Annotated in this window: 23 protein-coding genes and 1 other RNA gene; 17 read left to right on the top strand and 7 right to left on the bottom strand. The window is 45.7% G+C overall.

The annotated features are described in order from the left end of the window. Position 1: 1 nt before the first annotated feature. Entirely contained in the window at positions 2-2,287 is a 2,286-nt protein-coding gene (parC, locus tag R7035_RS06795) for a DNA topoisomerase IV subunit A (protein ID WP_017633605.1), read from the top strand. Positions 2,288-2,324: 37 nt separating this feature from the next. Here the strand turns inward: parC and degS are convergent, their stop codons facing one another. From degS to zapG, 3 genes are all read right to left on the bottom strand, one after another. Continuing rightward, positions 2,325-3,389 carry an outer membrane-stress sensor serine endopeptidase DegS gene (gene degS / locus R7035_RS06800; RefSeq protein ID WP_017633606.1) on the bottom strand — a complete coding sequence of 355 codons (1,065 nt, stop codon included), beginning with the start codon at positions 3,387-3,389 and terminating at the stop codon, positions 2,325-2,327. Between the two features lie 190 nt (positions 3,390-3,579). Beyond that, entirely contained in the window at positions 3,580-4,947 is a 1,368-nt protein-coding gene (locus tag R7035_RS06805) for a Do family serine endopeptidase (RefSeq protein WP_025768400.1), read from the bottom strand. 200 nt (positions 4,948-5,147) lie between these two features. Further along, on the bottom strand, positions 5,148-5,591 hold the full coding sequence (zapG, locus tag R7035_RS06810) for a Z-ring associated protein ZapG (protein ID WP_005379861.1): 444 nt from the start codon (positions 5,589-5,591) through the stop codon (positions 5,148-5,150). Positions 5,592-5,786: 195 nt separating this feature from the next. On the opposite strand from zapG, the gene zapE reads away from it, so the two are divergent. The 8 genes from zapE (at position 5,787) to sspB (ending at position 12,477) form a co-directional block, all read left to right on the top strand. Continuing rightward, positions 5,787-6,890 (top strand): cell division protein ZapE, encoded by a 1,104-nt coding sequence (gene zapE / locus R7035_RS06815; protein WP_005387411.1) that lies wholly within the window; start codon positions 5,787-5,789, stop codon positions 6,888-6,890. Positions 6,891-7,141: 251 nt separating this feature from the next. Next, positions 7,142-7,570: a 50S ribosomal protein L13 gene (gene rplM, locus R7035_RS06820; RefSeq protein ID WP_005372872.1), complete on the top strand. Its 429-nt coding sequence runs from the start codon at positions 7,142-7,144 to the stop codon at positions 7,568-7,570. Positions 7,571-7,585: 15 nt separating this feature from the next. Further along, the gene (gene rpsI / locus R7035_RS06825) at positions 7,586-7,978 is read left to right on the top strand and encodes a 30S ribosomal protein S9 (protein ID WP_005372876.1); all 393 of its coding nucleotides are present in this window, start codon (positions 7,586-7,588) and stop codon (positions 7,976-7,978) included. A gap of 674 nt (positions 7,979-8,652) precedes the next feature. Further along, positions 8,653-9,243, top strand: coding sequence for a ubiquinol-cytochrome c reductase iron-sulfur subunit (gene petA, locus R7035_RS06830; RefSeq protein ID WP_005372877.1), 591 nt, complete (start codon positions 8,653-8,655; stop codon positions 9,241-9,243). After that, entirely contained in the window at positions 9,243-10,508 is a 1,266-nt protein-coding gene (locus R7035_RS06835; protein ID WP_005372880.1) for a cytochrome b, read from the top strand. The genes petA and R7035_RS06835 overlap by 1 nt, the downstream gene beginning before the upstream one ends. Continuing rightward, on the top strand, positions 10,505-11,242 hold the full coding sequence (locus tag R7035_RS06840) for a cytochrome c1 (RefSeq protein WP_005372881.1): 738 nt from the start codon (positions 10,505-10,507) through the stop codon (positions 11,240-11,242). The genes R7035_RS06835 and R7035_RS06840 overlap by 4 nt, the downstream gene beginning before the upstream one ends. A gap of 96 nt (positions 11,243-11,338) precedes the next feature. Further along, a complete protein-coding gene (gene sspA / locus R7035_RS06845) occupies positions 11,339-11,974 on the top strand; it encodes a stringent starvation protein SspA (RefSeq protein WP_005372897.1) in 636 nt (211 codons plus the stop codon). Positions 11,975-11,991: 17 nt separating this feature from the next. Further along, positions 11,992-12,477 (top strand): ClpXP protease specificity-enhancing factor, encoded by a 486-nt coding sequence (sspB, locus tag R7035_RS06850; protein ID WP_005387408.1) that lies wholly within the window; start codon positions 11,992-11,994, stop codon positions 12,475-12,477. A 71-nt stretch (positions 12,478-12,548) separates the two neighbouring features. Here sspB and R7035_RS06855 read toward each other — a convergent pair whose 3' ends face one another. Genes R7035_RS06855 through R7035_RS06870 form a run of 4 tightly spaced genes read right to left on the bottom strand, consistent with a single transcriptional unit; the run spans position 12,549 to position 15,999 of the window. After that, on the bottom strand, positions 12,549-13,217 hold the full coding sequence (locus tag R7035_RS06855; protein WP_025768401.1) for a BON domain-containing protein: 669 nt from the start codon (positions 13,215-13,217) through the stop codon (positions 12,549-12,551). A 21-nt stretch (positions 13,218-13,238) separates the two neighbouring features. Next, on the bottom strand, positions 13,239-13,829 hold the full coding sequence (locus tag R7035_RS06860) for a phosphoheptose isomerase (protein WP_005372901.1): 591 nt from the start codon (positions 13,827-13,829) through the stop codon (positions 13,239-13,241). 3 nt (positions 13,830-13,832) lie between these two features. Then, positions 13,833-14,201 (bottom strand): YraN family protein, encoded by a 369-nt coding sequence (locus R7035_RS06865; protein ID WP_005372903.1) that lies wholly within the window; start codon positions 14,199-14,201, stop codon positions 13,833-13,835. Further along, a complete protein-coding gene (locus R7035_RS06870; RefSeq protein ID WP_005372905.1) occupies positions 14,188-15,999 on the bottom strand; it encodes a penicillin-binding protein activator in 1,812 nt (603 codons plus the stop codon). The genes R7035_RS06865 and R7035_RS06870 overlap by 14 nt, the downstream gene beginning before the upstream one ends. A gap of 68 nt (positions 16,000-16,067) precedes the next feature. Between R7035_RS06870 and rsmI the strand changes: the two genes are divergently transcribed. From rsmI to mraY, 8 genes are all read left to right on the top strand, one after another. Then, a complete protein-coding gene (gene rsmI / locus R7035_RS06875) occupies positions 16,068-16,931 on the top strand; it encodes a 16S rRNA (cytidine(1402)-2'-O)-methyltransferase (protein WP_047101994.1) in 864 nt (287 codons plus the stop codon). A gap of 167 nt (positions 16,932-17,098) precedes the next feature. Next, positions 17,099-17,529, top strand: an RNA gene (gene rnpB, locus R7035_RS06880) — RNase P RNA component class A. Between the two features lie 175 nt (positions 17,530-17,704). Then, entirely contained in the window at positions 17,705-18,655 is a 951-nt protein-coding gene (rsmH, locus tag R7035_RS06885) for a 16S rRNA (cytosine(1402)-N(4))-methyltransferase RsmH (protein WP_005372918.1), read from the top strand. A 5-nt stretch (positions 18,656-18,660) separates the two neighbouring features. Then, positions 18,661-18,978, top strand: a complete 318-nt coding sequence (ftsL, locus tag R7035_RS06890; RefSeq protein WP_005372920.1) for a cell division protein FtsL — start codon at positions 18,661-18,663, stop codon at positions 18,976-18,978. Continuing rightward, positions 18,975-20,768 carry a penicillin-binding transpeptidase domain-containing protein gene (locus tag R7035_RS06895; protein WP_086046525.1) on the top strand — a complete coding sequence of 598 codons (1,794 nt, stop codon included), beginning with the start codon at positions 18,975-18,977 and terminating at the stop codon, positions 20,766-20,768. Before ftsL ends, R7035_RS06895 begins: the two co-directional genes overlap by 4 nt. A gap of 62 nt (positions 20,769-20,830) precedes the next feature. After that, positions 20,831-22,312, top strand: a complete 1,482-nt coding sequence (murE, locus tag R7035_RS06900) for a UDP-N-acetylmuramoyl-L-alanyl-D-glutamate--2,6-diaminopimelate ligase (protein ID WP_053350205.1) — start codon at positions 20,831-20,833, stop codon at positions 22,310-22,312. Beyond that, a complete protein-coding gene (locus R7035_RS06905; RefSeq protein WP_054574276.1) occupies positions 22,309-23,673 on the top strand; it encodes a UDP-N-acetylmuramoyl-tripeptide--D-alanyl-D-alanine ligase in 1,365 nt (454 codons plus the stop codon). The genes murE and R7035_RS06905 overlap by 4 nt, the downstream gene beginning before the upstream one ends. Further along, a complete protein-coding gene (gene mraY, locus R7035_RS06910; protein WP_005372931.1) occupies positions 23,673-24,755 on the top strand; it encodes a phospho-N-acetylmuramoyl-pentapeptide-transferase in 1,083 nt (360 codons plus the stop codon). The genes R7035_RS06905 and mraY overlap by 1 nt, the downstream gene beginning before the upstream one ends. Positions 24,756-24,763 lie beyond the last annotated feature (8 nt).

A 24,763-nucleotide genomic window follows, 5' to 3' on the forward strand; every position in this document is an offset into this window, starting at 1 on the left:
GATGTCTACAGAAATTACCTACGATGGCGTCGAACAATTGCCAATGCGCAAGTTCACTGAAGACGCTTATCTGAACTACTCGATGTACGTAATCATGGACCGCGCCTTGCCATACATTGGTGATGGCTTAAAGCCGGTTCAACGACGCATCATTTATGCGATGTCAGAGCTTGGTCTCTCTGCATCAGCAAAATACAAAAAATCTGCACGTACCGTTGGTGACGTGCTAGGTAAATACCATCCGCACGGTGATTCAGCGTGCTACGAAGCGATGGTATTGATGGCTCAGCCATTCTCTTACCGCTATCCATTAGTGGATGGTCAAGGTAACTGGGGTGCGCCAGATGATCCGAAATCATTTGCGGCAATGCGTTATACCGAAGCAAAACTGTCTAAGTTTGCTGAAGTATTGCTTGGCGAACTTGGCCAGGGCACGGTTGAATGGCAACCTAACTTTGATGGCACAATGAAAGAGCCACAAATGTTGCCAGCACGTCTGCCTCACATCCTGCTTAACGGTGTAACCGGCATTGCCGTTGGTATGGCAACAGACATCCCACCGCACAACGTTCGTGAAATCGCAGATGCGACTATTCATTTGATCGACAACCCGAAAGCAGAACTGCCGGACGTGATGCAGTATGTCAAAGGTCCGGATTACCCAACAGAAGCAGAAATCATCTCGCCGCAAGCGGATATCGAGAAGATTTACCGCAACGGTCGTGGCAGCATCAAAATGCGTGCGGTTTGGCACAAAGAAGGTTCTGACATTGTTATCACTTCTTTGCCACACCAAGTATCGGGTGCCAAACTGCTTGAGCAAATCGCTAACCAGATGCGTGCGAAGAAGCTGCCAATGGTTGACGATCTTCGTGACGAATCGGATCACGAGAACCCAACGCGTATCGTTGTGGTGCCTAAGTCAAACCGCGTCGATTGTGATTTGTTGATGAACCACTTGTTCGCATCAACGGATCTTGAGCGCAGTTACCGTGTTAACTTGAACATGATTGGTTTGGATAACCGTCCTCAAGTTAAAGGTCTGGTGCAAATTCTGTCTGAGTGGATCGAGTTTCGTCGTACGACTGTGCGTCGTCGTCTACAACACCGCCTAGACAAAGTAATGGCTCGTCTACACATCTTGGAAGGTTTGTTGGTTGCTTACCTCAACCTAGATGAAGTGATTGAGATCATCCGTACTGAAGACGATCCAAAAGCGGTGCTGATGGAACGCTTTGGTATTACCGATATCCAAGCGGATGCAATTTTAGATACCAAACTTCGTCATCTAGCAAAACTAGAAGAGATGAAGATCCGTGGTGAGCAAGACGAGCTAGAGAAAGAGCGTGAGAAGCTAGAACAGCTACTCGGTTCTGAGCGTCGTCTGAACACGCTACTGAAAAAAGAAATCAAAGCAGACGCAGAGAAATACGGTGATGACCGTCGCTCTCCAATGGTTGAGCGTGCAGAAGCAAAAGCGCTGACTGAACGTGACCTCGTACCAAGTGAGCCAATCACGGTTGTGCTTTCTGAGAAAGGTTGGATTCGTCACGCGAAAGGCCATGACGTGGATGCCGAAGGCTTAAACTATAAGTCGGGTGATAAGTATTTAGCGCATGCTCGAGGTAAGAGTAATCAGCCTGCGGTATTCCTAGGTAGTGACGGTCGAAGTTACTCTCTGGAATCGCACTCACTGCCTTCTGCTCGTAGTCAAGGTGAGCCGATTACCGGTCGCTTGAATATTACGGCTGGTAGCAGTATTCGCCAAGTCATCATGAGTGAAGAAGATCAGCTGTGGCTGGTGGGCTCAGATGCAGGTTACGGCTTTGTATGTAAAGGCGCGGACTTGCTGTCTAAAAACCGCAGTGGTAAAGCGCTCGTCACTTTACCTGCCAACTCTGAGATCATGACGCCAAAAGAGATTGAAGATTTAGACTCTGATGAAATCTTAGCAATCACTAACCAAGGTCGCATGCTGCTGTTCCCAATCAAAGACTTGCCACAACTGGCGAAAGGTAAAGGGAATAAGATCATCAACATTCCTGCTGCTAAAGCAAAAGAGCGAGAAGAAGTACTATCTCACTTAATGTCTTTACCAAAAGGTGCATCGTTAACGCTGTACGCGGGTAAGCGAAAGTTGGGTCTTAAACCGTCTGACCTTGATAACTTCCGTGGCGAACGTGGTCGCCGAGGCGGGCTACTACCGAGAGGTTTGCAGCGAGTCACTCGCATTGAAGTTGAGCTAGATGATTCCGATACGACGGAAACACCGAGCGATAGCGAGTAACGCACAAATAAAAATCCCAGCCAATGGCTGGGATTTTTTATGCTTCTTGCTTGTCTTCGGCAATGGTGACTTTCAAGGTCATCTCTTTTCCTTTGCGAATGATACCGACGTCCACGGTGGTGCCAGGACGTAAATCGGTGACGATATCCATAACACTCTGACGCCCTTGCACTTTATTGCCATCAATACTGATAATGATGTCCTGCTTTTGGAAGCCTGCCGCATTGGCTGGACCATTTGGATCAATACCAAGTACGACAATACCACCTATGTGTTCATTTCCAAGTAGGCGAGCAGTGACCGCATTAATGTCTTGGCCGTCGATTCCAATATAACCACGAATCACGCGGCCATCAGCGATGATTTTCTGCATGATCTTACTCGCTAGCGGCGCAGGGATCGCAAAAGAAATACCGTAAGTTTCTAAGTCTGTCGCTTGCTGAAAAGAGGCGGTGTTAATGCCGACGAGCTCGCCTTGTGTGTTCACTAGGGCTCCACCAGAGTTACCTTCATTGATGGCGGCATCGGTTTGAATGAATGCTTGACGACCGTCGCTAATAGATGAACGACCTGTGGCAGAAATAATGCCGAACGTTGTGGTTTGTCCAAGGTTGTATGGGTTACCGATGGCTAGTACTACATCGCCCACTTGTGGTTTGTAATTAGAGTTCAGAGGGATTACGGGCAAATTCGAACCTTCGACACGCAGCACGGCTATATCAGTACGTTTATCTGTCCCTACGAGCTGAGCCGCTGCGGCTCTGCCGTCTTGTAATGCCACAACAATTTGATCAGCTTGAGCAACCACATGATAGTTAGTAATGATGTAGCCTTTCTCACTAACAATGACACCTGACCCCAGACCTTGAGTCGAGAGTTTACTGCGATCATTCTCAACATACTTACGGCTGTAGATGTTTACCACTGCAGGCGCTGCTCTTCGGACCGCTTGATTAAACGTCAATTCGACTGATGCGATATTAACAGGTTGAGGATCAAGCGCGGCAGGAATTACGTTGTTGCGCAAAGATGGAACCGCCAGTAATACCACTGCGGCAGTAGCCAAGCCTAAAAAGACAGAACGTAATAAAAAGCTGAGCATATCCTCTCCATGCGTGAGCGCCAAAATGGCATCGAAGATGAAGAATAGCATTACATTGAAAAATAACAAAAGGGCAGCACGTCATCGCGCTGCCCTTTTCATTAGTTATTGAGCGATAAGGAAAAGTGATCGAGCCTTATCACTCAGTACTATGCATCGAAAACCTTATTTCCTATCACTTTGAAAGTGGTTAACGAATGACAAGATAAATAGTACGTTCACCACGTTGAATATTAAGAGCCAGTACACCTTTGTGTTTCTCTACGATTGTACGAAGCTCGGCAAGGTTTTTCACTCGTTGACGGTTCACACCGATAATAATGTCACCTTGTTGTAATTGATATTGAGCCGCTGGAGAGTTATCTGCAACGCTCGATACTTTAACACCTTGGATTACATCACTTGGTGTTGTATTGCTTAACTCCGCACCTTTGAGTCCCTCATGTAATGTCTCCGCTTTAGCTTTCATATTCGTAGATTCGCCAAGCGTTACATCAAAGGTTTTATTCTTACCATCTCGAACCACACCTAATGTGATTTCTTTACCTGCGCCCAGTGTTGCCACTTTTGCGCGGAGCTCTGAGAAAGTATTAATCGCTTTGCCGTTCACCGATACAATTACGTCACCGGCTTTTAACCCTGCTTTATCGGCTGCGCTGTCCGGTACGACTTGACCAATAAAGGCCCCTTTACTTGACTCGTAACCCAATGCATCAGCTAGCTCAGAGGTTACTTCGCCACCTTGCACACCCAACATGCCGCGTTTGACTTCACCAAACTCTAGAATTTGATCAGTGAGGTTTTTCATCATGTTTGATGGAATCGCAAAGCCAATACCCACATTACCGCCGTTAGGGCCTAAAATCGCAGTATTAATACCGATCAGCTCACCATTAAGGTTGACCAATGCACCACCAGAGTTACCGCTGTTAATTGCGGCATCGGTTTGGATGAAGTTTTCGAAGTTTTCAACGTTTAAGCCACTACGACCAAGGGCTGAAACAATACCCGAAGTCACAGTTTGACCGAGTCCAAATGGGTTACCAATCGCAACCGTAAAGTCACCGACACGCAGTTTGTCGGAATCCGCGACTTTAATCTGCGTTAAGTTTTTCGCTTTCTCTAATTTAAGTAACGCAACATCGGCCATTTCATCACCGCCAACGAGCGTAGCGTCATACTCGCGCCCGTCAAAGAGGCGAACTCGAATCTCATCTGCCCCCTTGATCACGTGGTAGTTAGTGACAATATGGCCTTTCTTCGCATCAATAATGACACCAGACCCTAAACCTCTGAACGGGCGCTCTCGCCTTTGTTCCATAGGAAAGTCTGGGCCAAAGAAAAATTGAAATTGCTCGGGAATGCGGCTGGTTTGTACTTGTTTACCTTCTACAGCAATACTCACAACAGCTGGGGTCACCTTCTCAAGCATTGGTGCCAAGCTAGGTAACTGTTGGCCATCCACATTCAAAGGTAATGCGGCAGTGGCTTGAACTGGGGCAATAATCGAACCCAAACTCAGAGATAGAACGGTGAGCGCAAGCAGTGGTTTTTTCATCCAATAACTCCTCTTGAAACATGTCTGCCAAAAAGAAATATCCGAACGGTTAGTTCACTTTGTTAATAACTAATATAGGGTCTAGTTCGGACAATCAAAAGGGGAGGCAGTGCACACCCAAGTTAGAGCGAAGGTGAGGGGAAAAAGTTCAAAAAAGGGCCGATACAAATGTATCGGCCCTAGATAGAAGTAAGAGAGGATTATGATGCTTTTGCGGTTACCGCTTCGGGAGCATTAATGATTTCTTTCTCTTGATCCTTCAAAAGACCGGTGGCGCCATTAGCGTAGTCTTTTGGTTGTTCGTTAAACTCTGGTTGATCTTCTGCAATGGTTTCAGACGACATTGCCGTTTTCTTATCAAACGGGTTGTCTTGTTCTGGTAAGTTTGGCAAAAGCTCAGAAGAGGTCTTGGCCATATGTTGGTATAGCTTGGTGTAATCTTTACCTAGGGTGTCCAACATTTCTGCGGTTTGTGCAAAGTGATCGACGAGCTCTTGACGTTGTTGCTCTAATTCAAACTTGGCCGCTTCAAGTTCTTTCTGCACAGACTTTTGTTTCTTGTATTCAGGGGTGGTTAGTCTACTAATGACTACGCCTACGATTGTACCGACCAGCAAACCCACAATGGCATAAATCCAAGGCATAACTGCTCCTTATAGTTGTTTTAACAAGTCTTTTACTACTTAGTTACACGCGGTGCTCGTCCATGTTACTATGGCTTGAACAGCCGATAAAGAAAAATAGCAGTATGTCTTCGGGGACTGATAACTACTTCTCTCTATTCTCAAAGTTGACCCCGAGGTAACCCTTTTCTCTATACCTCTATACGACTTAATACGATGACACCACTACAACAATATCAAAAAGACATAGCAGAACACGGGTTTCAGCGTGATGAAGCTCAGTATCAAGCGGTCGTTGCATTAGACAAGCTTTACCATGCTATCGTTGAATTTCAGTCAGCGCCTGTTCCTCAGCTTTCCAAATGGCAAAAGCTAATGGGGAAAAAAATCGACAAGCCTGAACCACCAAAAGGTCTTTACTTTTGGGGTGGGGTAGGTCGCGGTAAAACCTACCTTATGGATGCATTTTTTGATGCTTTACCGACCCAAAGAAAAATGCGCGTCCACTTCCATCGATTTATGTATCGAGTACATGATGAGTTGAAGCTGTTAGGTGATGTCGAAAATCCGCTATCAAAAGTGGCGGATAAATTTAAAGAAGAAGCCGATGTGGTTTGCTTTGATGAATTTTTTGTTTCCGACATTACTGATGCGATGATCCTTGCAACGCTACTTCAAGAAATGTTCAAGCGGCAGATGATCCTAGTCGCGACTTCAAACATTGAGCCGCAGAACTTATATCGTAACGGTTTGCAAAGAGCGCGCTTTTTGCCCGCGATCGATATGATTTTGGCACGTTGTGAAGTGTTGAATGTCGATAGTGGCGTTGATTATCGCTTAAGAACGTTAGAACAGGCTGAAATATACCATTACCCGCTTGATGAGCAGGCTAGCATAAACCTTAACAAATATTATCAGCAGCTGACTGGAGAGCGTCAGTTTGTTGCTCATCAAATCGAAGTTAACCACCGTCAACTAGCGGTGATTGAAGCAAGCGACGGGGTGCTGCATGCGTCGTTTGCTCAGTTGTGTCAAACTGCTCGCAGTCAAAATGACTACATTGAATTGTCTCGTATTTACCACACGGTATTACTGGCAGATGTTCAACAAATGAACCGAAAAATAGATGATGCGGCGAGACGCTTTATCGCGCTGGTCGATGAGTTTTACGAGCGCAATGTTAAGTTGATTATTTCTGCTGAAGTGCCAATGGCCGACTTATATACTGACGGGCAGTTAGAGTTCGAATTTAAGCGCTGTTTGTCTCGGCTTACTGAGATGCAAAGTCATGAGTATCTCGCGCGTGAACATTTGGCCTAGATCCAATGGGTTCTTAAAAAAGTGAAGAAAAAATTAGTGATTTGGCGCAAAAAAAGGTGATTTTTTCTTCGCTCTTCTCTATAATCCTGCGACCCACCGTTACTGCAGACCTGATTATCGAAGTTATTTCGAAATTGAAGGTCGAGAGTACCAACGACTCGAAGGGGTGATGACTGGGCTCTTAGACAGTGTGGGAGCACTATTGGGTGTTCCTTTAAAGTTTAAAATTTAATTAACGGGTTATTGTTAGCATGAAAACTTTCGTTGCTAAACCAGAAACTGTAAAACGCGACTGGTACGTTGTAGACGCTGAAGGTAAAACTCTTGGCCGTCTAGCAAGTGAAATTGCATCTCGCCTACGTGGCAAACATAAAGCTGAATACACTCCTCACGTTGACACTGGTGATTACATCATCGTTATCAACGCTGAGAAAGTTGCTGTAACTGGTAACAAAGCTAAGAACAAAGTGTACTACCGTCACTCTGAATTCCCAGGTGGTCTAAAATCTATCACTTTTGAAAAGTTGATCGATCGTAAACCTGAGATGGCTCTTGAGCTTGCAGTTAAAGGCATGCTTCCACGTGGTCCTCTAGGCCGTGCTATGTACCGTAAGCTAAAAGTTTACGCGGGCGCTGAGCACAACCATGTTGCTCAACAACCACAAGTACTAGACATCTAATTGGGGATTTCGAAAATGGCAGAGAATCAATACTACGGCACTGGCCGTCGCAAAAGCTCAGCTGCACGTGTTTTCATTAAACCAGGCAGCGGTAACATTGTAGTAAACAAGCGTAACCTTGACGAATACTTCGGTCGTCCAACAGCACGTATGGTTGTACAACAACCTCTAGAGCTAGTTGAACTAACTGAAAAGCTAGACCTTTACGTAACAGTTAAAGGCGGCGGTATTTCTGGTCAAGCTGGTGCTATCCGTCACGGTATCACTCGCGCGCTTATGGAATACGATGAGTCTCTACGTCCTGCTCTACGCGCAGCTGGCTACGTTACTCGTGACGCTCGTTGCGTTGAACGTAAGAAAGTTGGTCTACGTAAAGCACGTCGTCGTCCACAGTTCTCTAAGCGTTAATTTCCTCTTATCGGGAATTATGCTTTTCAGAGTTACTCTGGAAACTGTGTACCAAAAGCTCGGCTCTATGCCGGGCTTTTTTGTATTTAAAGCAACGAACAGCCTTCACTTATCATCACACTCCGAGCAGGCCTTCTTATTCGTCCTCTTCGTCGAAAGGTTGCCAGTGCCGTTTTATATCTGTGCCTTATTTAATCGCGACTCACCACGCTTTCTCTTGCGATGCAGCATAGATGTATTCATCAGCAAGAATGTCTTTGTATCTTATTCTTCCTGTAACATGTTTTAAAATGACTTACGCTCCTTTTTGAGCATTCTGCGTGCTACAAAATTGAAAATATAAACACAGTAAGCTGAACGCGTAATACGAAATATTTCTCTGTGTAATTAACTGAAAACTACCAAGATAAAAGGTTTTATCTGCTTTCAGCGGGGCTTCTATGTGGTGCTTTCTTGTTACAAATCACATCAATTTTTTATAATTCTGCCGCTTTTGTGACGACGCGAGCGATTTGCCTCACAAATGTTACAAAAAGGTAGCTTTATCTTGTCAAAAAGTAGGGTTTTCTTTATCATTTCCCTCCAATAAATAGAACTAAATTCATTATTTGTTAGCCATGCTCTTATAAGCGGAATAATAACGATCCAAAGGGAGCAAATGGGAGAATGTTTGGATGAGCAACGCGCCTTTAAATAACGGTCGCAGGCGTTTTCTAACCGCTACAACGGCAGTTGTTGGTGGGTTAGGGGCAGTCGCCGTCGCCGTGCCTTTTATCAAATCATGGAATCCGAGTGCTAAAGCCAAAGCGGCGGGCGCACCGGTGGAAGTGGATATAAGTAAAATTGAACCAGGTCAGCTGGTTCGTGTTGAGTGGCAGGGAAAACCTGTATGGATTGTTCGCCGCACTCAAAGCGTTCTGGATAACTTAAAATCGATCGGTGATAAGCTTCGCGATCCACAATCTGAAATGGAGCAGCAGCCTGAGTACGCTCAGAATGAGTTTCGTTCGATTAAGGAAGAGTTTTTCGTCGCAGTTGGTTTCTGTACCCACTTAGGTTGTTCACCAACCTATCTACCTGACTCTTTCTCAGAGCAGGTGCAGGGCGTAAGATCTGGCTTCTTCTGTCCTTGTCATGGTTCTAAGTTCGACATGGCTGGTCGAGTGTTCCAAGGAGTACCTGCTCCGTTGAACCTTGTCGTTCCTAAGCACATGTATTTGAGCGATACCAAGCTCATTGTGGGTGTTGATGAGGGAGATGCATAATGCAAGCAATGTTAGATTGGGTTGAAAAGCGTATTCCTGCAATGAATGCTTATAAAAAGCATTTGTCTGAATACCCAATGCCTAAGAACTTCAACTTTTGGTACCTTTTCGGTTCTCTGGCGATGCTGGTTCTTGTTAACCAAATCCTAACGGGTATTTGGCTAACGATGAACTATGTTCCTTCAGGTGACGGTGCATTTGCGTCTATCGAATACATTATGCGTGATGTAGAGTACGGTTGGCTTCTGCGTTACATGCATTCCACTGGCGCGTCAGCGTTTTTCGTTGTTGTGTATCTTCACATGTTCCGTGGTTTGATCTACGGTTCATACCAAAAACCTCGTGAACTATTGTGGATCTTCGGTATGTTGATCTTCCTTGTTCTCATGGCTGAAGCGTTCATGGGTTACCTACTTCCATGGGGTCAGATGTCATACTGGGGTGCGCAGGTAATCATTTCCCTGTTTGGTGCTATTCCTGTTATCGGTGATGACCTAACGCTTTGGATTCGTGGTGACTACATCATCTCTGGTGCAACGCTAAACCGTTTCTTCGCACTACACGTTATTGCACTGCCTATCGTTTTGCTTCTTCTTGTTGTTCTGCACGTATTGGCGCTGCATGAAGTAGGCTCAAACAACCCGGATGGTATCGAAACTAAGCTGCCAAAAGGCTCAATGGGCGACGATTACAAAACGCAATTCAAGTTCCACGATTACTACACGAAGAAATATGACATCATTGATTCGATTCCTTTCCATCCGTACGGCACGGTTAAGGACTTGGTCGGTGTTGCTGGTTTCTTGTTCTTCTTCTGTTACGTGCTGTTCTTTAACCCAGAAATGGGTGGGTACTTCCTTGAGCCGCCTAACTTTGAAGCTGCAAACCCATTGAAGACACCAGAGCATATTGCTCCGGTATGGTACTTCACGCCGTTTTACGCAATCCTACGTGCGGTTCCAGACAAACTATTAGGTGTTATCCTAATGGGTGCGTCAATTGCAGTGCTGTTTGTTCTACCTTGGTTGGATCGTTGTAAAGTTCGTTCATACCGTTACCGTAGCAAACTTCATCTATTGAATATTGTACAGTTCACTATCGCCTTTATCGCTCTGGGTATTTTAGGTGCGTTACCTGCAACACCAACGTACACACTACTATCTCAGATCTTTAGCTTGTGTTACTTCATGTTCTTTGTGTTGCTGTTCTTCTACAGCAAAAATGAAGCAACCAAACCATTACCAGAGAGGGTGACATTCAAATGAAGAAGTGGATTGTAATTCTATTTGCTATGTTGCCATCACTAGCGATGGCAGCTGGGGCCAATGTTCCGCTGGATAAAGCGAATGTTGACCTTACGGATAAAGCTTCGCTACAAAACGGCGCGAAGTTGTTCATGAACTACTGTTTTGCTTGTCACTCTACGCAATACCAGCGTTACGAGCGTGTAGCAACAGACTTGGAAATTCCAACAGACTTAATGAAAGAAAACCTGATTTTCAATCCTGAAGCGAAAATCGGTGATCTAATGGTCAACGCTATGCCACCGAAACAAGCGGCAAACTGGTTTGGTGCTCCACCACCAGATCTTACGTTGGTTGCCCGAGTTCGTGGTGCTGATTGGTTATACACTTACTTACGCTCTTTCTATGTTGATCCATCTCGTCCATTCGGCGTGAACAACATCGTATTCCCGAGTGTTGGTATGCCGCATGTACTTGAAGAGCTACAGGGCATCCCGACGCCGATTTACGATACGAAAATCGTAGATGGCGAAGAAGTACAAGTTGTTGTTGGTACTGAAACCGATGGCACGGGTGAGCTGAGTGAAGGCGAATATGACAAAGCGGTTGGCGATCTCGTTAACTTCTTAGTTTATTCAGGTGACCCAGTGCAGCTTGAGCGTCATGCTTTAGGCTGGTGGGTAATGGGCTTCTTAGTGCTTCTAACCATCGTTGTTGTGATGCTCAAGAAAGAGTATTGGCGCGATGTGCATTAATTGTGCTAAAATACCGTGCTAATTCCCAATTTTAATTGATGTACAATGGAGGCTTAGCCTCCATTGTTTTTATTTGTAAGTGTACTGGAGGGCTCCATGGCTGTAGCTGCCAATAAACGTTCTGTGATGACTCTTTTCTCAAGTGCATCAGATTTGTATAGCCATCAGGTTCGCATTGTACTAGCTGAAAAAGGCGTAAGTGTTGAAGTTGAGCTTGTTGACGAAGCAAACCTTCCTGCTGAGCTTGTTGAGCTAAACCCATATAAATCAGTGCCAACTCTTGTTGACCGTGAGCTAGCTCTTTACGATTCAAAAATCATCATGGAGTACTTGGACGAGCGTTTCCCTCATCCACCTCTAATGCCGGTTTACCCTGTTGCTCGTGGCAACAGCCGCTTGATGATGTACCGTATCGAACGCAACTGGTATTCACTCGCTGAAAAAGTGATGAAAGGTAATGCGGAAGAATCAGAAAAAGCACGCACAAAGCTGCGTAATGATCTTCTGACGTTAGCGCCAATTTTTGCTGAATATGAGTACTTCATGAGCGAAGAATTCAGCTTGATCGATTGTTACCTAGCTCCACTATTGTGGCGTTTGCCTCAACTTGGTATCGATCTTGTTGGCCCTGGTTCAAAAGAAATCAAGGTATACATGAACCGCGTATTTGAACGTGATTCGTTCCTTGCTTCTTTGACTGAAGCTGAACGTGAAATGCGCCTAGTTCGCTAAGCGATTTAAAACACGTTATGGATATTGCAAAAATGACTGCTCGCCGCCCGTATATGCTTCGCGCATTTTACGACTGGTTAGTAGACAATGACTTGACTCCTCACTTGGTTGTGGATGCAACAATGCCAGGGGTGCGTGTCCCGGTTGAATTTATTCAAGATGGTCAAATTATTTTGAATATTGCGCCACGTGCAGTGGGTAATCTTGAGTTAGGTAATGATGCGATTACCTTCCATGCTCGCTTTAGCGGTCGTCCGCACTCAGTGATCGTGCCTGTGTATGCTGTTCAAGCTATTTATGCACGTGAGAATGGTGCTGGTACTATGTTTGAACCAGAAGAAGCGTACACTCACATCGAAGAAGAAGCGATGACCGAGGAAGAATCATCCCCATCGTTCACAACGGTTAGCGATGAGCCTTCTGAGTTAGTTTCTGATTCAGATGCCGAAGAGGACGATGCTCCTCGACCAAAAGGCAAACCAAGCTTAAGAGTGATTAAATAATAAAAAAGCAGCGTTACGCTGCTTTTTTCTTTTTAACTTGTTGAAGATGATTTCAAGCCAGACTTTGGAAATTACTCACTAATCGTAAAGACTTCGACGTTCTCTTCATTTTCTGTGCTTGCCTCACTTTCTATTGTTTGTACACCGTCACTCGGTAAGTCTACTTCAACAGGCTCCATTTCGCCGTATTGGAACCCTTTAATGACTTGTTTTACGCCTGAGATATTACGCGCGATTTCTGTCGCTCGATCGCCTTGCTCTGGCGTGACATAACCAAACAGAAAAACGTCGCCATCTTCGGTGATCACTTTAACCTTAACACCATTAAGCTCAGAATCAGTAAGCAAAGCTGACTTTACTTTGGTTGTGATCCAGCTGTCATTGCTAATCTGGGTAACAGTGAGTGGCTCTTTTTGTTTGATTTGATTGTGTATGACTTTTACACCACTAACTTCTCGAGCCCTTCGCTCTAAAGCAAGGATAAGGTCTTGTGTCGGAGCTTGTCCCATAAGGACTACAGTCCCATTATATGAACTGGCAACGACACGTACTTCACCTTTAAACGGTGCTTTATTGCCGATCGCCGCAACTTCGAATTCAATGTTATTGTCCTGCCAAATTTGTTTTGTCGTGCGTGTGTCCGTGACAATATTCGCTGTGGTTGCTGCACCTGCGATAAACAAACCTGCGCAACCACTTAAACTCAATGCTGTTAATAAGATAACAAGGCTACGTATCATAATTCTGACTCTCAGTCTTGGTTACTCTTCGTGAGCAGGGAAAAGCACCTGGTCAATAAGATCACAAAGGCAATGGAGTGTTACCATATGTACTTCGTGAATACGTGCAGTGCGGTGTGATGGAATACGAATTTCGACGTCGTTCTCACCGAGCAGTCCTGCCATCTCTCCGCCATCTTTTCCTGTTAGCGCGATAATCGTCATGTCTCGAGTTACGGCTGCTTCCATCGCTTTGATAATATTTTTACTGTTACCGCTAGTCGACATGGCAAGCAAAATGTCGCCTGGTTGACCAAACGCTCGTACCTGTTTTGAGAAGATTTCCTGGTAGTGGTAATCGTTGGCCACTGCGGTTAGGGTGGTATTATCGGCGGTTAAGGCCATTGCTGGTAGGCTAGGGCGCTCAGTTTCAAAACGGTTTAAAAGACAAGAAACAAATTGTTGAGCGTTTGAAGCACTGCCGCCATTACCACAACATAAAATTTTATTGCCATTAAGCAGGCTCGACACCATCGCTTGAGCTGCATGAGTAATGGCATCAGGCAGCGCCTCTGCTGCTGCGATTTGAATTTGAATACTTTCTGTAAAGCTGTCTTTAATGCTGTCTAGCATCGCTTATCCTTCAGAGATTGCGTTTTCTATCCAGTTGATATCTCGACCATTATCATGAATGGCGATGACATCAAATCGATAATCGATATTGTGTTTTAAGCGCTTTTGTTGGCTAAGCCAAACTTGTGCGGTTTTGACTAGCTTGCGCATTTTAGCGTGCGTCACCATTTCTGCTGCCGAGCCAAAGTGATTGTTCTTACGGTATTTGACTTCAACAAACACAATAGTTTCACCTTGTTGGAAGATTAAATCAATCTCACCGACCTTAGTCAGAAAATTTTGTTCAATAAAGTTTAAGCCCTGGCGTTGTAAATACTGCTTCGCCAGAGCTTCATATTGATTTCCGATTTGGCGCTTGCTAAAGAGCCCCACGCTCAGCCCAGCTTAGCTCACGCTGTACAACACAATTATTGTCGATACTTAAAATACCGGTTTGGCCGCCAACTGAGTAGCCCGGAACGACCTTCATTTGTGGCAGCTCCCCAATCAATTTATACGCATCCATACCCAGTGCTTTCAAACGTTTTTCCATGTTAGATTGCTCTGACCACAACTCGTTCATTTCAGCGGTCACGCTAGGGTCTGGGTCAATCAGCAATGGAATATCGCTGTAGATGATGCCTGTTAGATCTTCGTAAGTCGCGCCGCCACTGTTGCTACGCGAGCTAGAGAAAATTTGTGGCGCTTTGGCGTCTGGATTAATCGCTACCTCAATAAACGGCTTAATCAAAGTCAGTTCCGTGCTTCTAGCAACAATATAAACCGCATCGACATCACGACGGCTACGTGGCTGTGTTTCAAGCTTGATACGCATTAGTGATTGCATCTGAGCAATACGTTGTTTGCTTTCTTGCAGACCAAATACTTCATTGATGTCTTTTTGAAGTTGGCGCTTGTCACCAAAATAACTTGCTGCGACTTTATTAGAGCTGTACTTGCGCCACTCTTTGTTGAACGCTTCAGTTACACGTTCACCAAAGCTGCCCTTTGGTGCCAGAATCAGAGGGAAGTTATAGCCTTCGCTGAACAAGTGTTTCGCTGCTTGTGCGGCTTCTTGTTCTGGTGATAATGCCAAGTAGCAAATATTGCTATCTGGTTGCACATCTTCGGGAATATTTAGCGCAAGGGCTGGAATCGTAGGACCATTTTCTGAGCCATCCATGGTTGTGTGCAATAGCTCAACGTTTTCTTTTTCTAGGGGACCAACAACAAAGTCGATGTTTTCATTGATCAAACGTTGTTTAATTTGGTCGGCGTTATACGCATTAGTGTCTATTACCGTGAGGGTAGCGCTTGGATCACGGTTACGATCATTCATCATCGCAAACACAAAACCATCACGAATTAATTGCGCTTGTGGCGAGAATTTACCAGTAAGCGGCAGTAACAAAGCGGTGTTGTTTGGTTTAACGATGTCTAGAGAGAGAATGTTTTGAATCTCTTCTGGTGTGTAGATAGCGGCTGGGTGCGATGGGTTCTCGTTTAACCAGCGTTCTAGGGTATTTTTTAGTTGAGATAAGTTGCCCGACAACGTTTTCGCATAAATAGCGAGTTGTAGCCAACCATCCAAAACATCTTCATTTGGCTCTGTTTCTAATGAGGTCAGTTCGTACTCGGAATAGCTGCCAAAGTTCATCCAAATACGGCTAGAAATCTCTCTCTGCTCCGCGGACGATGCATATTGGCCAAATGCAACCAGTTGGCGGTTTGCCTCAAACGCTTGGTTAAGACCTTGATAAGCGTCGGCACGCATCAAGTAATAGTCTTTCCATTGCTCATTTGGTAACTTCCACCAAGGTTTAAAATTCAACAATTGCAGCAACTGAGAGTAATTACCCTGTTTTTGCTGTATGGTCGCACGCGCTAGTTGCCACTCTGCTTGCTGAACTTCGGTTAACTGTTGACGAGCCAGGCGCTTGATCAACATTTCTGCTTGATCAAACTGGTTTGCTTGAATCGCGGCTTTGGTTGCCATGATCAACCAGTCATTTTGTAAACTGCCTTCCGTGCTATCAGCTTGGATCATATAGTTCTGAACAGACTGAGTAGGCTCAAGTGTTACATCAACGCCATCAGGCTGTCTTGGACCTGAAGAACAGGCGGCGAGCGTAATTGCTAGTGCAACAGGAGTAAGTATGCGTGGTACACTGAGTCTCTTATGGTTAATCATTGCCGTGAGTTCTCTATAATTTTGTACAAAATTGTCTCTATATTAATCGTTGAAGTGATGGTAAACAAATGACAGATAAAAATAAGTTGCCGAATGAGGGGCCAACTCTCTATATCGTACCGACTCCAATCGGAAATTTAGCGGATATCACCCAACGTGCTATCGAAATTCTGTCGACTGTGGACATCATTGCCGCTGAGGATACTCGACATACGGGCAAATTACTGTCTCACTTCAATATTCAAACCAAAACTTTTGCTCTACATGACCACAATGAGCAGCAAAAAGCACAAGTTTTGGTAGAAAAGCTGCTTTCCGGTCAGTCTATCGCATTAGTTTCTGACGCTGGTACGCCACTTATCAGCGACCCAGGATACCATTTGGTGACAAAATGTCGTCAAGCGGGCGTTAGAGTTGTGCCTCTTCCAGGTGCCTGTGCGGTCATTACGGCGTTAAGTGCCTCTGGCTTGCCATCTGATCGCTTTAGCTTCGAAGGTTTTTTACCACCGAAAAGCAAAGGTCGTAAGGATAAATTCCTAGAGATTGCTTCGGTAGAGCGTACGTGTATTTTTTACGAGTCACCGCACCGTATTTTAGACTCTCTACAAGACATGTTAGACGTTCTTGGCCCAGATAGAGAAGTTGTGTTGGCAAGAGAGCTAACAAAAACCTTTGAAACCATTCAAGGCATGCCGTTAGGTGAGCTGATTAAATGGGTGAAAAGTGACGATAACCAACAGCGTGGTGAAATGGTATTGTTGGTACATGGCCATCGTGAAACAACAGACGACTCACTACCTGAAGATGCTTTACGCACGTTAGGGATTTTGACCAAAGAGCTGCCTTTGAAAAAAGCAGCTGCTTTGGTGGCAGAAATACATAACTTGAAGAAGAATGCGCTATATAAATGGGGCTTAGAAAACTTAGACTAAGTGCCGCTAGCGAGATAAATGGTCAATGAGGGCTGATGTTTAGGAATCGGCCTTTTTATTATCTATTTTTGGCGCGCTGACTAAAAAGTCATCACTTAGTGCATTCATTTCATCATATCTGTGATCTAACTAGACTCTGAAGTGAGAACTCTATACAATCCGCCCTCGGAGCTGACTGGGTAGTCGCTGCTTTGTTGATGTCCTTCGGGAGACTGACGTCGAAGTCCCTTTGGGAGACTGACGTTGACGTCCTTCGGGAGACTGACAAAGGGGAGGAAAGTCCGGGCTTCATAGAGCAAGGTGCCAGGTAACGCCTGGGGGGCGCAAGCCTACGACAAGTGCAGCAGAGAGAAGACCGCCGATGGCCCGTAAGGGTACAGGTAAGGGTGAAAGGGTGCGGTAAGAGCGCACCGGACGACTAGCAATAGTTCGTAGCAGGGTAAACTCCACCTGAAGCAAGACCAAATAGGCCTCCACATTGCGTTGCTCGCGTAAGGAGGCGGGTAGGTTGCTCGAGCCAGTGAGTGATTGCTGGCCTAGACGAATGGCTACCGCCGCGCAAGCGGAACAGAACCCGGCTTATGTGTCGGCTCCACCTATTCGAGACCCATCTCTACTTCGGTAGTGATGGGTTTTTTGCATTTAATTGACGCAAACTATGTCATTACCAATAAACTTGGCGTAAATCACGTCTAACTTTAGACTTGTGGTGGCGATGATGTAGGAAATCAGTACACTAAAGAATCGCTTCAAGATCATTCAACGAGAAAGCTATGACCGAAACCTTCCAACATATTTCCGTGTTATTAAATGAATCCATTGATGGCTTAGCTATCAAACCAGACGGCGTCTATATTGATGGAACATTTGGCCGTGGCGGTCACAGCCGGACAATTCTATCTAAACTCGGTGAAAATGGCCGACTGTACAGTATCGACCGTGACCCTCAAGCGATCGCTGAGGCAGGCAAAATCAATGACCCTCGCTTCACCATTATTCATGGTCCATTTTCTGGTATTGCTGAGTATGCTGAAGAGTATGGGCTAGTTGGAAAAGTGGATGGTGTTCTGCTGGATTTAGGCGTTTCTTCTCCTCAGTTAGACGACGCAGAGCGTGGCTTTAGCTTTATGAAAGACGGTCCGCTAGATATGCGTATGGACCCGACATCAGGTGTTCCAGTATCTCAATGGTTGATGGAAGCAGACCTCGATGATATCACTTGGGTCATTCGCGAGTTTGGGGAAGATAAACATGCGCGCCGTATTGCAAAAGCGATTGTTGCCTACCGTGAAGACGAAGAAAATGAGCCAATGGTTCGCACTGGTCAGCTGGCAAAATTGATTTCAGATGCCGCACCGAAAAGTTTTAAAGAGAAAAAACACCCTGCGACTCGTGCTTTCCAGGCTTTTCGTATTTACATCAACAGTGAGTTAGAAGAAATTGATACGGCACTTAAAGGCGCGGCGAGCATTCTGGCTCCAGAAGGCCGTTTATCTGTGATTAGCTTCCACTCTCTGGAAGACCGTATGGTCAAACGTTTTATCCGTAAAGAGAGCAAAGGGCCTGAAGTGCCACACGGTATTCCAATGACGGAAGAGCAAATTCGTGCTCTTGGTAGTGCGAATATGAAAGCGGTGAGCAAAGCGATTAAGCCAAGCAAACAAGAAATTGAAATGAACCCTCGCTCGCGCAGCTCTGTGTTAAGAATTGCGGAAAAGCTTTAATTATTATGACGAAATCCACTCCTAATCTTGCTAAGTTGATTGCAACAGATCTCCTCACTGTTGGTCGCTGGCCATTACTGTTGTTGCTATTGATCGTGGCATCGGCAATGGGAGTGGTATTTGCTACCCACCATGCGCGTCAAGCGATCACCGAGAAAGACCATACGTTGGTTGAACGAGAACGATTAGATAGCGAATGGCGTAACTTAATGTTGGAAGAAACTGCCCTCGCGGAACACAGTCGTGTTCAAGACCTTGCCAAAAAAGAACTTGAAATGAAACGACCTGATGGCGATAAAGAAGTGGTTGTCACGCTCAAATGATTAGAAAAAAATCCAACACGAAACAAGCCAATAAGCGTAAACCTGTAGCAAAAGAGAAAGCGGCTACGGGGGATAAGAAAACCGATAACAAAGCAGTGAAAGTGGCGGTCGAGGAATCTTTCTTGATTCGTTGGCGCTTCCATCTATTACTGTTTTTTGTTTTTTGTGCATTTGCCCTTTTGGTGGCACGCGTAGCCTACATCCAAATCATTGAGCCAGATAACCTGATTAAACAAGGTGACCTACGTTCGGTTCGTGTTAAATCCATTCCTTCTGCTCGCGGTATTATTTCGGATCGAAATGGTGAGCCGCTTGCTGTCAGTGTGCCGGTTGAGGCGGTTTGGGCAGATCCTGCCACTATATTTAAAGAAAACGCGCTAAGCCAGACCAAAAGTTGGCATGCATTAGCGGATGTTCTTGGTATTGACCGACAAGGGTTAATAGACAAAATTAAGCGCAATGAAAAACGTCGCTTTATCTACTTGCAGCGCCAGGTCAGTCCGGCCATGGCGAACTATATTCGTGAGCTAAAGCTGCCAGGTGTTGGCCTTAAGTCGGAATCTCGTCGTTATTATCCTGCAGGTGAGGTTAGTGCTCACTTAGTCGGTGTAACAGGCATTGACGGGCATGGCCTAGAAGGTGTGGAGCGTAGCTACGATGAGTGGCTCACTGGCGCGGCGGGTAAGAAAACTATTCGTAAAGATCGCTATGGTCGTGTTGTGGAAAACATTGCTTGGCAAGACAAGCAAGAAGGTAAATCACTTCAGTTAACCATCGATCAGCGCCTACAGGCGATTGCGTATCGTGCGATTAAGCAAGCCGTTGCGGACCACCGCGCCACTTCAGGTTCCGTTGTCATGTTGGATGTAAAAACGGGCGCCGTATTGGCCATGGTTAATGCTCCTTCTTACAACCCTAACAATCGTAGCGATTGGCAAAGCTATCAAATGCGTAACCGAGTGATCACGGACTCAATGGAGCCCGGTTCGACCATTAAGCCTTTCGTTATTTTAGCCGCCTTAGAAAATGGGATAGCCGATAAAGATACCATCGTAGATACCGGTAATGGTGTCCTACGTTTAGGTGGTAGTCGAGTCAGAGATGTCTCTCGCGTAGGTAAAGCGAGCTTGACCACGATCCTTAAAAAGTCGAGTAATATCGGTGTGACGAAGCTAGCAATGCAAATGCCGGTAGAGGCGCTTCTTGGGCTGTACAGTTCAGTGGGTTTTGGTGAGCTTTCTGGCCTAAACCTAGTTGGGGAAGTGACGGGTATTTTTCCTACACGAACTCGTTGGTCGCCAATTGAGCGCGCCACGATTGCGTTTGGTTATGGTCTATCAATTACACCAATCCAGCTAGCCCATGCTTATGCGACGCTTGGAAACCTTGGCAAATACGAGCCTATTCATATTATCGAAAGCAATGATCATGACATGTCACGCCAAGTGGTGAGTGCGAAGTATGCGCGTCAAGTATTAGACATGTTGGAAACCGTAACTCAAAAAGGGGGCTCGGCTCGCAGAGCGGCAGTTCCTGGTTATCGAGTAGGAGCGAAAACGGGTACATCACGTAAAGCTTCTGCCGGTGGGTACAGCGACGAGTACATCACCTACACGGCTGGGCTTGCTCCGGTTAGCGATCCGCGAATTGCTTTAGTAGTGATCGTAAACGAGCCTCAAGGCGATGACTACTATGGTGGTTCGGTAGCGTCTCCTGTCTTCTCTGAAATCATGAAAGGCGCGCTACAAATACTCAATGTTGCACCTGACGAAAACAAATTCCAACAGTAAGCCCTGTGGTTTACTGAGCAAACAAAATTAAGAAAACCTGAGCCAAAGCTCGGAGAACAAATATGACTAAAGCCATCAGTATGGACGTGCTGCTTTCCCCTTGGGTGGATTGCCCTAGCTTATCGTCCGTTCTTGTTTCTGAATTGGAGCTCGACAGCCGAAGAGTTCAACCTGGAACCACGTTTGTAGCAGTGATTGGCCATGTTGTGGATGGGCGTAAATTCATTGCCTCTGCAATTGAGCAAGGTGCAAATGCAGCCCTGGCGCAAGCCTGCGATGTCAAAACACATGGTACGGTGGAAATCATTGATGATGTTCCCGTCATTTACATTGATAGGTTGGACCAACGTTTATCCGCAATTGCTGGAAAGCTTTATGCTTACCCTGATATGGATTTGATTGGTGTCACCGGCACCAACGGCAAAACCACCATTACCCAGTTAATAGCGCAATGGCTAGAACTGCTTGACCATAAAGCGGCGGTAATGGGAACAACAGGAAATGGCTTCCTCAATAACTTGCAACAAGCTGCGAATACAACGGGGAATGCCGTTGAAATTCAGAAAACGCTTTCCTCTCTCGCAAATCAACAAGCCACATACACCGCGCTAGAAGTATCTTCCCATGGCCTGACGCAAGGTCGTGTCAAAGCATTATCATTTGCGGCGGGCGTGTTTACTAACTTAAGTCGTGACCATCTTGATTACCATGGCACGATGGAAGAGTATGCCAATGCAAAGCTTGGGTTGTTCACGCAACACCAATGTGAACGTGCCATTATCAATGTTGATGATGAAGTCGGTCATCAATGGGCGTCGCAGTTAAGTAATGCGGTCGCTGTTTCGCTCAAACCGAACACTGAATTTGAAAGCGCAATTTGGGCGACGGAAGTCAGTTACGCGGAGTCAGGGATTACTATTAAGTTCCATGGTAAGTTTGGCTCAGGTGAATTGCGCGCGCCATTGATTGGTGAGTTTAATGCAACCAACTTAATGCTCGCTTTTGCGACCTTATTAAGCTTAGGTAAAGAGAAACAAGCGTTACTCGAAACCGCAGGTCAACTGCAACCTGTACTCGGCCGAATGGAGTTATTCCAAACTGAGGATCGTGCCAAAGTCGTGGTCGATTATGCCCATACTCCTGATGCTTTAGAAAAAGCGCTGCAAGCTTTACGAGTTCATTGTGAAGGCCAGCTGTGGGCTATTTTTGGCTGCGGTGGTGATCGCGATGCAGGTAAGCGCCCGATGATGGCGGAAATTGCAGAGCGACTAGGTGATAGAGTGGTGTTGACTGACGATAACCCACGCAGCGAAGATCCGGTTCAGATTGTGAAAGATATGTTAGCTGGGCTGTCAAAACCTGCTGAAGCGATTGTTCAGCATGACCGCTTCAAAGCGCTGTCTTATGCCATTGAAAATGCTTCGCCAAACGACATTATCTTGTTAGCAGGGAAGGGCCATGAAGATTATCAGATTCGTAATGGCGAAACGATTCATTACTCCGACCGCGAGTCCGCAATGCAACTTTTAGGATTGACCTCATGATCAAAGTAACGTTATCTCAAATTGCAGACATCACTCGTGGCGAGCGATTCGGCGACGATCTACTTATCGACGCGGTTTCTACTGATACACGAGCGATTGAGCGTGGGGCTCTATTTGTGGCGTTAGTAGGGGAGCGCTTTGATGCGCACAACTTTTGCCAACAAGCGGTAGATGCAGGTGCCGGTGCTTTACTCGTGGAAAAACGCTTAGATGTGAATGTGCCGCAAATTGTGGTGTCGGATACCAAACTTGCATTGGGTGAGTTTGCTTCTTGGGTGCATCAAGCATGCCAAACTCCTACCGTTGCCATCACCGGAAGTTGCGGTAAAACGACCGTAAAAGAAATGGTTGCGAGTATCCTGCAATTGAAAGGCAAAGTGCTATTCACGGCGGGTAACTTCAATAATGATATTGGTGTTCCGTTGACATTATTACGCTCACAGCAGGATGATGATTATGCCGTGATTGAGCTTGGTGCTAACCATATAGGTGAAATTGCTTACACGACTCAGTTAGTAAAACCAGATATCGCGTTAGTGAACAATGTAGCAGCCGCTCACCTTGAAGGCTTTGGTTCTATCGATGGCGTGAAACAAGCCAAAGGTGAAATTTACCAAGGCCTTTCAGCTGGTGGTATTGCGATTGTTAACCTAGACAGCAATGGTGAAGCCAAGTGGGATGAAGTGTTAGCAGATAAGAAAGTCATTACTTTTTCACAAAGTAATACTGATGCAGACTTCTTCGCTTCTAACATCGTATTGAACGCCGCAGGTGAAGCAAGCTTTGACTTACATATCGCAGCAAGCTCACAAGAAATTGAACTGTCTCTGGGTATTATAGGTCAACACAACGTTGCGAATGCGATCGCTGCTTCTATTATTGCGTTACAAATGGGCGCCACATTAGAAGAGGTTCGCGCTGGCCTTAAACATTTGAACAAAGTGAAAGGTCGCGTCGAGGTTGAAGCGCTGAGCGAAAAGATAAAATTGATTGACGACAGCTACAACGCGAGCGTGCCAGCCATGAAAGCGGCAGTTGATTTATTGGCCGCTTTCCCAGGTCAACGCTGGCTGATTTTAGGTAATATGGCGGAATTGGGCGAGGAAAGTCTTGCACTTCATCGTCAAGTCGGGGAACATGCTGCCCCACAAAAATTTGAACATGTTCTCACATATGGTGCAGACGCCAAGGTGATCAGTGATCTTTGCCAAGGCATTCATTTTGAGACGCACCAAGAGATGATTGAATACATCAAGCAGCATCTAGACCAAGCCGTTCCTGAAAACCATACGATATTGGTGAAAGGAGCGAACGGTGCACGTATGTTTGAAGTCGCTGCTGCTTTGAAGGAGTATTATTAATGATTATTTGGCTTGCCGAGCTGCTACAGCCATACCTGTCTTTTTTCCGATTGTTTGAATACTTGTCTTTTCGAGCAATCCTAAGCGTATTAACCGCTCTAGGTCTGTCATTATGGATGGGACCAATCATGATCAAGCGTTTGCAAATGCTGCAAATTGGTCAGGTAGTGCGTAACGAAGGTCCTGAATCTCACTTTAGTAAGCGTGGTACCCCAACAATGGGCGGTATCATGATCTTAGCGGCCATCTCAATCACGATTTTGCTATGGACAGACTTATCCAACCCTTACGTATGGGCGGTGCTGACAGTCTTACTTGGCTACGGTGCGGTCGGATTTGTTGATGATTATCGTAAAGTGGTACGCAAAAATACCGATGGCTTGATCGCGCGTTGGAAGTACTTCTGGCAGTCGTTGATCGCGTTTGTCGTCGCTTTCGCATTGTATGCTTACGGTAAAGACACAGCAGCAACTCAGCTAGTGGTGCCATTCTTTAAAGACATCATGCCGCAGCTTGGTTTGATGTATATCATTCTGACTTACTTTGTCATTGTAGGTACAAGTAACGCGGTTAACCTGACTGATGGTCTAGACGGTTTGGCAATCATGCCAACGGTTCTTGTTGCAGCAGGCTTCGCGGTTATTGCATGGGCGACCGGTAACGTTAACTTCTCTGAATACCTTCATATACCATACTTACCACATGCTTCTGAGTTAGTTGTCGTATGTACAGCAATCGTAGGTGCAGGCCTTGGTTTCTTGTGGTTTAACACTTACCCAGCACAAGTGTTCATGGGCGATGTAGGTTCACTAGCGCTTGGCGGGGCATTGGGCACCATTGCTGTTCTAGTTCGTCAAGAGTTGGTGTTGGTGATCATGGGTGGCGTATTTGTGATGGAAACGCTATCAGTCATCCTACAGGTAGGTTCTTACAAATTACGTGGTCAGCGCATTTTCCGTATGGCACCAATTCACCACCACTACGAATTGAAAGGTTGGCCAGAACCTCGTGTAATCGTGCGCTTCTGGATTATTTCTATGGTTCTTGTTCTGATTGGTCTTGCGACATTGAAAGTGCGTTAATCGCACTT

The organism is Vibrio sp. 1731, from assembly GCF_033339955.1.
Taxonomy (GTDB): Bacteria; Pseudomonadota; Gammaproteobacteria; order Enterobacterales; family Vibrionaceae; genus Vibrio; species Vibrio alginolyticus.

Excerpts from the sequence above, each read along its gene's own strand:
- parC (WP_017633605.1), top strand. The coding sequence starts at position 2 with ATGTCTACAGAAATTACCTACGATGGCGTCGAACAATTGCCAATGCGC.
- degS (WP_017633606.1), bottom strand. The coding sequence starts at position 3,389 with ATGCTCAGCTTTTTATTACGTTCTGTCTTTTTAGGCTTGGCTACTGCC.
- R7035_RS06805 (WP_025768400.1), bottom strand. The coding sequence starts at position 4,947 with ATGAAAAAACCACTGCTTGCGCTCACCGTTCTATCTCTGAGTTTGGGT.
- zapG (WP_005379861.1), bottom strand. The coding sequence starts at position 5,591 with ATGCCTTGGATTTATGCCATTGTGGGTTTGCTGGTCGGTACAATCGTA.
- zapE (WP_005387411.1), top strand. The coding sequence starts at position 5,787 with ATGACACCACTACAACAATATCAAAAAGACATAGCAGAACACGGGTTT.
- rplM (WP_005372872.1), top strand. The coding sequence starts at position 7,142 with ATGAAAACTTTCGTTGCTAAACCAGAAACTGTAAAACGCGACTGGTAC.
- rpsI (WP_005372876.1), top strand. The coding sequence starts at position 7,586 with ATGGCAGAGAATCAATACTACGGCACTGGCCGTCGCAAAAGCTCAGCT.
- petA (WP_005372877.1), top strand. The coding sequence starts at position 8,653 with ATGAGCAACGCGCCTTTAAATAACGGTCGCAGGCGTTTTCTAACCGCT.
- R7035_RS06835 (WP_005372880.1), top strand. The coding sequence starts at position 9,243 with ATGCAAGCAATGTTAGATTGGGTTGAAAAGCGTATTCCTGCAATGAAT.
- R7035_RS06840 (WP_005372881.1), top strand. The coding sequence starts at position 10,505 with ATGAAGAAGTGGATTGTAATTCTATTTGCTATGTTGCCATCACTAGCG.
- sspA (WP_005372897.1), top strand. The coding sequence starts at position 11,339 with ATGGCTGTAGCTGCCAATAAACGTTCTGTGATGACTCTTTTCTCAAGT.
- sspB (WP_005387408.1), top strand. The coding sequence starts at position 11,992 with ATGGATATTGCAAAAATGACTGCTCGCCGCCCGTATATGCTTCGCGCA.
- R7035_RS06855 (WP_025768401.1), bottom strand. The coding sequence starts at position 13,217 with ATGATACGTAGCCTTGTTATCTTATTAACAGCATTGAGTTTAAGTGGT.
- R7035_RS06860 (WP_005372901.1), bottom strand. The coding sequence starts at position 13,829 with ATGCTAGACAGCATTAAAGACAGCTTTACAGAAAGTATTCAAATTCAA.
- R7035_RS06870 (WP_005372905.1), bottom strand. The coding sequence starts at position 15,999 with ATGATTAACCATAAGAGACTCAGTGTACCACGCATACTTACTCCTGTT.
- rsmI (WP_047101994.1), top strand. The coding sequence starts at position 16,068 with ATGACAGATAAAAATAAGTTGCCGAATGAGGGGCCAACTCTCTATATC.
- rsmH (WP_005372918.1), top strand. The coding sequence starts at position 17,705 with ATGACCGAAACCTTCCAACATATTTCCGTGTTATTAAATGAATCCATT.
- ftsL (WP_005372920.1), top strand. The coding sequence starts at position 18,661 with ATGACGAAATCCACTCCTAATCTTGCTAAGTTGATTGCAACAGATCTC.
- R7035_RS06895 (WP_086046525.1), top strand. The coding sequence starts at position 18,975 with ATGATTAGAAAAAAATCCAACACGAAACAAGCCAATAAGCGTAAACCT.
- murE (WP_053350205.1), top strand. The coding sequence starts at position 20,831 with ATGACTAAAGCCATCAGTATGGACGTGCTGCTTTCCCCTTGGGTGGAT.
- R7035_RS06905 (WP_054574276.1), top strand. The coding sequence starts at position 22,309 with ATGATCAAAGTAACGTTATCTCAAATTGCAGACATCACTCGTGGCGAG.
- mraY (WP_005372931.1), top strand. The coding sequence starts at position 23,673 with ATGATTATTTGGCTTGCCGAGCTGCTACAGCCATACCTGTCTTTTTTC.